Source organism: uncultured Demequina sp. (assembly GCF_913055775.1).
In the GTDB taxonomy this organism is placed as follows: Bacteria; Actinomycetota; Actinomycetes; order Actinomycetales; family Demequinaceae; genus Demequina.
Genome location: NZ_CAJXJX010000152.1, coordinates 1 through 5,768 on the forward strand (window position 1 = coordinate 1; position 5,768 = coordinate 5,768).

Below are 5,768 nucleotides of genomic sequence, written 5' to 3' on the forward strand. Positions count from 1 at the left end.
CCGCGATTCACCAGGCCAGGGCGGTGCTGGCCGCGACCGGATCGCCGAGCTACGGCATCTACAACGGCTACGAGCTGGTCGAGAACGTGCCGCGACCGGGCGTCGAGGAGCAGATCGACAACGAGAAGTACGAGTACAAGCCGCGCGACTGGTCGCGCGCGGACGAGCTGGGCGTCAAGGACGTGATCGAGCGCCTCAACGCCGCCCGCGCCCGCCACGTCTCTCTCCGGAGGCTGCGCGGACTGACGGTGCACCGCAGCTCGAACCCCCAGATCCTGTGCTTCTCGCGCCACGTCCCCGCAGAGGAGTCGCCCACCGGCAGCGCCGACACCGTCATCGTCGCCGTGAGCTTCGACCCTCACGTGGTGCACGACTCGATCATCACGCTCGACATGGAGGCGCTGGGGCTCGCGGACGACGCACGGCTCGTGGTGGACGACGAGCTCACCGAGGCGACGTACACCTGGGGACGCGAGTTCTACGTGCGTTTCGACCCGGCGGCCACCATGGCGCACGTCGCGGGGGTGCGGACGCTGTGAATGGCCCCACCATCGCGATCGACAGCGGCTTTCAGCGGGCGTCGCGCGCCTGTCTCGCGCGAGCATCGGCGCGCGCGCTAGTGTCGAGTAGCAGGACCTTCCCCCACGCGATGCGCCCTAGCGACCTGAGCCTCGGCGACTCGCACAGCTCGACAGGCAGGCGGTGAGCAGTGGCACCCAGGGAGCACGACACGCGGGTCCTCGCGGACGTGGCGGCCGGCACGCATCACGAGCCCCACGCCGTCCTCGGGCCGCACGTGGACGACGATGGCGTCACGATTCGTGTGCTGCGCCCGCTCGCGACGTCGGTGAGGATCGAGACGCTCGACGGCACCGTGGATGCCGAGCACGAGCACGCCGGAGTCTGGCGCGCTCACCTCGCCGGGGACGAGGCCCCCGACTACCGCGTGCATGTCGCCTACGACGGCGACGCCGTCGTCCAGGACGACCCGTACCGCTTCCTGCCCATGCTGGGCGAGCTCGACCTGCACCTCATCCGCGAGGGGCGCCACGAGGCACTCTGGGAGGTGCTGGGCGCCAACGTGCGTCGCTTCCCGTCGGTCCTGGGCGACGTCGTCGGCACGGCATTCGCCGTGTGGGCGCCCAACGCCCGCGCCGTTCGCGTGGTCGGCGACTTCAACCACTGGCAGGGCGGTTCGCACGCGATGCGCTCGCTCGGCTCCTCGGGCGTGTGGGAGCTGTTCATCCCTGGCATCGCGGACGGCACCGTCTACAAGTTCGAGATCCTCGGCAAGGACGGCCACTGGAAGCAGAAGGCCGATCCCATGGCCCGGCGCACCGAGGTCCCTCCCCAGACCGCGTCGGTGGTCTCCGAGTCCGCCTATGAGTGGCGCGATGTCGAGTGGATGACCCGCCGCGAGAGCGCGGAGCCGCACCGCTCCCCGATGAGCGTGTACGAGGTCCACCTGGGCTCCTGGAAGCAGGGACTCGGGTACCGCGACCTGGCGACCGAGCTGGTGTCCTACGTGAAGGAGCTGGGCTTCACCCACGTCGAGTTCATGCCGGTCATGGAGCACCCCTTCGGCGGCTCGTGGGGCTACCAGGTCACCTCCTACTACTCCCCTACCTCCCGCTTCGGCTCCCCCGACGAGCTGCGCTACCTGATCGACGAGCTGCACGCCACGGGCATCGGCGTCATCCTCGACTGGGTGCCCGGCCACTTCCCCAAGGACGAGTGGGCGCTGGGCCGCTTCGACGGCACGCCCCTGTACGAGCACCCCGATCCGCTGCGCGGCGAGCAGCCCGACTGGGGCACGTTCATCTTCGACTTCGGCCGCCGCGAGGTGCGCAACTTCCTGGTCGCGAACGCCGTCTACTGGCTCAAAGAGTTCCACGCCGACGGCCTGCGCGTGGACGCGGTCGCCTCCATGCTCTACCTCGACTACTCGCGCCAGGCGGGCCAGTGGCGCCCCAACGTTCACGGCGGGCGCGAGAACCTCGACGCGATCGCGTTCCTCCAGGAGGCCAATGCGACGGCCTACCGCAACTGCCCCGGCATCGTGATGGTCGCCGAGGAGTCGACCGCCTGGCCGGGAGTCACGGCGCCCACGGGAGGCGGCGGCCTGGGATTCGGGCTGAAGTGGAACATGGGCTGGATGAACGACACCCTGCGCTACATCAGCGAGGAGCCCGTCAACCGCTCGCATCACCACCACACCGTGACCTTCTCGCTGATGTACGCCTTCTCCGAGCAGTTCATGCTGCCCATCAGCCACGACGAGGTGGTCCACGGCAAGGGCTCGCTGCTGGGCCGCATGCCGGGCGACCACTGGCAGAAGGTCGCCGGCGTGAGGTCGCTGCTGGCCTACCAGTGGACCCACCCCGGCAAGCAGCTGCTGTTCATGGGCGGGGAGTTCGGCCAGGAGGCCGAGTGGTCCGAGGGTCGCTCTCTCGACTGGTGGCACCTCGATGACGCTCTGCACGCCGGCCTCAAGGACATGGTGCGCGACCTCAACGCGCTCTACCGGGACACGCCCGCTCTGTGGGAGCGCGACGCGGACCCCCAGGGCTTCACCTGGATCGATGCAGATGACTCCGCGCGCAACGTCATCGCGTTCCTGCGGTGGGACAGCCGCGGCGAGCCGGTGGCCGTCGCCGTCAACTTCGCCGGCGTTCCGCACGAGGGCTACCGCCTCGCCCTGCCGTCAGGCGGCCCATGGGACGAGGTGCTCAACACCGATGCCGAGGCCTACGGCGGCTCCGGCGTGGGAAACCTGGGCCAGGTGATCGCCGACAAGCGCGCGCTCGGAGGCTGGGACTTCAGCGCCACCGTGCGGCTGCCACCGCTCGGCGCGGTGATCTTCCGGCCGCACCGCTGAGCGGTCGCCCCCCGTCCGGCACTCACCGACCCCTCTCCGCAGCTGCGGGCTGGTGTCCGGCGCTGACCGCGCGCACGCGCCGGACAGGGTGCAGCGATCGCGCCCAGCAGTCGGTGACTGCCGGACGGCGCGTCGCCGCTAGAACAGGGCCGATGCGAGGGCTTGGCGGGCGTTCGCGACGCGAGGATCCGTAGCGCCCACCACGTCGAACAGCTCGACGAGCCGCGTCCGGATCCGGTCCCGGTCATCTCCAGGCGTGCGCCGCACCAGGTCGATGAGCCTGCCGAAGGCGTCCTCGACCTGACCGCCCATGATGTCGAGGTCCGCCACGGCGAGCTGGGCGTCCACGTCATCGGGCGCGTCCGCCGCAGCGCGGCGGACGGCGTCGAGATCTGCCATCCGTGACCGCTCCATCAGCGACACCTGTGCCCGGCCGGCACGCGCATCGGCGTCCTTGGGGTTCTCGCGCAAAGCGCGGTCGTACGCGTCGATGGCCGCGGCATAGTCCTCGCGCTCGATGGCGTCGTACGCCTCCTGGTGCAGGGGCGGAAGCGACTCGGGCTCGGGCTCAGCGGGCGGGGCGCCCGCGGCAGCCACGGTTCCCGTGACGCCGTTCTGCTGCGCGATCTCGAGCACCTGGTCGAGCACGCTCGTGATCTGAGCCTCCTCCGCGCTGCCCTGGAACAGGGGGGCCGGCCGCGCCGCGATCAGCGCCATCACGGTGGGCACCGCCTGCACCTGGAAGGCCTGCGCGACCGTGCCCTGAACGTCCACGTCGCACGCCGCCAGGACGAACCGTCCCTGGTAGCGCCCGATGATCGTGCGGATCCGCTCGACGAGGTCGTTCGATGCCGGCGACGCGCTCGACTTGAACACGATGATCACGGGGACCTGTGCGGACTGCTGCGCGAGCTCCTGCAGGCTCTGCTCCGTGACGGCGATGGGGGCGGGCAGCGCAGCGGGCGCACCGGGCGCCTCGTCGCTCGCCGCATGCGCGCTCACGAGCTGGGACAGGTCGACAGATCCGCGCAGGGGTGCGTCAGGGTTCTCGGTCATGCTCTTCCTTCGTTGCTAGCTGTCGGACACGCGGATGAGATTGTGCTCGGCGGCGACGACGCCCGGCAGGGAGCCCTCCTCCGCGTCCGCGCCCGGGATGTGGATCACGATGAAGTCCAGATAGGAGTGCGTCACGGTGTCGTCGAGCTCCCCGTCCAGCAGCGGCTGGTCGGCCTCGTCGATCGACACGGTCGCGTCCTCGACGGTGAACGACGAGTCAATGGTGAGTGGGGCGAAGACCAGCGCGCCGCCGTCCGCCGTCGCCATCGCGAACGAGTTGGCGATCGATGGCTGAACGGTCTCGACGTACTCGCCGTCCGCCTCCTTGGCGGCGTCCGTGAGGGTGCTGCGCGCGGTGAACAGGCGCTCCCGGTACGAGTCCGGAGCAAACGTCTCGTCGAGATCTGATCCGCCTCCCGCACGCAGGAGCTCGACGTAGCTCTCGACCACCTCCTGCGGGGTCGGGCTCACCGCATCCGAGTCCATCGCGAGCTGCTCGGCACCCGTGGAGGGGCCGGGCATCGCCGGCAGCGTGGCACCCGGGATCATGTGAGCCCAGTTCCGCATCTGGTAGTCGGTCAGAATGTCCTCCTGGACCCAGAGCATCACGACCGGCGTCGAGTCCTCGTCGGCCTGCTCCGAGACGGTCACCATGGTGCGCGGCCAGGTGTCGGCTGCCGACACGTAGACGGCCTGCATCTCAGCCGGCAGCGTCACCGGGGCAGGGCCGTCGTCCGCCTTGGCGAGCGTGTACTGGACGCCGCGGATGGTCACCGCATCACCGCCCACCCGGTCATTGAGCCTGCCGGGACGGCGCGCACGGTCGGCCGCGGCGAGCTCCGCCATGGTCTCCGCGACAATACGGTCGCTCTGCGGCTCGAGCAGGGCGCCCGATGCCTCGAGATCAGGGGGCGAGGTGACGGGTTCGGGAACGTCCGAGACGCAGCCCGCGAGCGCGAGCGCGCTCAGGCCTGCCACGGCGGCCAGCGGCAACAGTCGTCGGCTCATGGTCGCTCCTCTCCTCGGTCGCCGTCTCCCGGTTCATCGAGGCCCATCTCATTGAGCCCCGGCACGGTGGTGTCCGGCCAACCGGGCTGGGAACCGTCGCCGCGTTCGGCGCTGGGCGCCGACGCCGGCGACGCCGAGTCGACGGAACGCGCCGACACCACGGCTTCCTCATCGAGCGACGCCTCCGGCAGGTGCTCGCCCGCCTCGCGTCGCGCACGCCGACTCCCTGGCGCCGGCTCGTCGCCGTCAGAGACCCGCTGGCGCTTGTTGATCCACTCCTCGCCCTTGGCCTGAGCCGGGCGGAAGTCGATGAAGCGCAGCACGAGCGCGACGACACCGACGAGCGTGAGGAAGGCGCCCCACCAGATCAGCGGGGTGATCCAGCCGTCCTGCACGTCACGGGTCTGCGTCAGGTCCGTGGCGGTCAGGGGCGTGTCCTCCGTCGACACGATGACCAGGACCTCGCCCGGCACCACGTCGGAAGCCTTGATCGAGAGCCGGTCCGTGCCGCGGAACTCGTCGCGCCAGTGGTCCTGCGAGGTCTCGGCGACGATGTCGACGGGCTCTGCCTCCTCCTCGTCGGCTCCGTCCGAAGCGGACGGCGAGGGCGATGGCTCGTCAGACGGGCTTGCGGATGGGCTGGCCGAAGGCGACGGCGCGACCGGCTCCGCGGACGTGGTGGCGAGGGTCTCCCAGTCGAGCATCTCGGTCACGTAGGTCACGGTGTGGTCGGCCAGCCAGGCCTCCGCGTCGGCAGGCCGCGCGGTCAGACCGAGGATCGGCCCGTCGCCCGAGACGCCGATGCGGTTGTCGCCGGCCAAGGCGA

At 70.4% G+C, this 5,768-nt stretch carries 4 protein-coding genes and 1 pseudogene; 2 read left to right on the forward strand and 3 right to left on the reverse strand.

From position 1 onward, the window contains the following. Both QZ483_RS12330 and glgB read left to right on the forward strand, forming a co-directional pair. Positions 1-539 (forward strand): annotated as a pseudogene (locus QZ483_RS12330) (alpha-1,4-glucan--maltose-1-phosphate maltosyltransferase); the annotation flags it as partial. 170 nt (positions 540-709) lie between these two features. After that, positions 710-2,878, forward strand: coding sequence for a 1,4-alpha-glucan branching protein GlgB (gene glgB / locus QZ483_RS12335; protein ID WP_297084430.1), 2,169 nt, complete (start codon positions 710-712; stop codon positions 2,876-2,878). 138 nt (positions 2,879-3,016) lie between these two features. Here glgB and QZ483_RS12340 read toward each other — a convergent pair whose 3' ends face one another. The 3 genes from QZ483_RS12340 to QZ483_RS12350 form a co-directional block, all read right to left on the reverse strand. Beyond that, a complete protein-coding gene (locus QZ483_RS12340) occupies positions 3,017-3,934 on the reverse strand; it encodes a tetratricopeptide repeat protein (protein ID WP_297084432.1) in 918 nt (305 codons plus the stop codon). Between the two features lie 15 nt (positions 3,935-3,949). Further along, entirely contained in the window at positions 3,950-4,942 is a 993-nt protein-coding gene (locus tag QZ483_RS12345; protein ID WP_297084434.1) for a hypothetical protein, read from the reverse strand. Further along, positions 4,939-5,768, reverse strand: an 830-nt coding sequence (locus QZ483_RS12350) for a hypothetical protein (protein WP_297084436.1), incomplete at its 5' end; no start/stop codon positions are given. The genes QZ483_RS12350 and QZ483_RS12345, both read right to left, overlap by 4 nt.

What these genes read in the sequence shown, in the direction of transcription:
- QZ483_RS12340 (WP_297084432.1), bottom strand. Translation starts at nt 3,934, where the DNA reads ATGACCGAGAACCCTGACGCACCCCTGCGCGGATCTGTCGACCTGTCC.
- QZ483_RS12345 (WP_297084434.1), bottom strand. Translation starts at nt 4,942, where the DNA reads ATGAGCCGACGACTGTTGCCGCTGGCCGCCGTGGCAGGCCTGAGCGCG.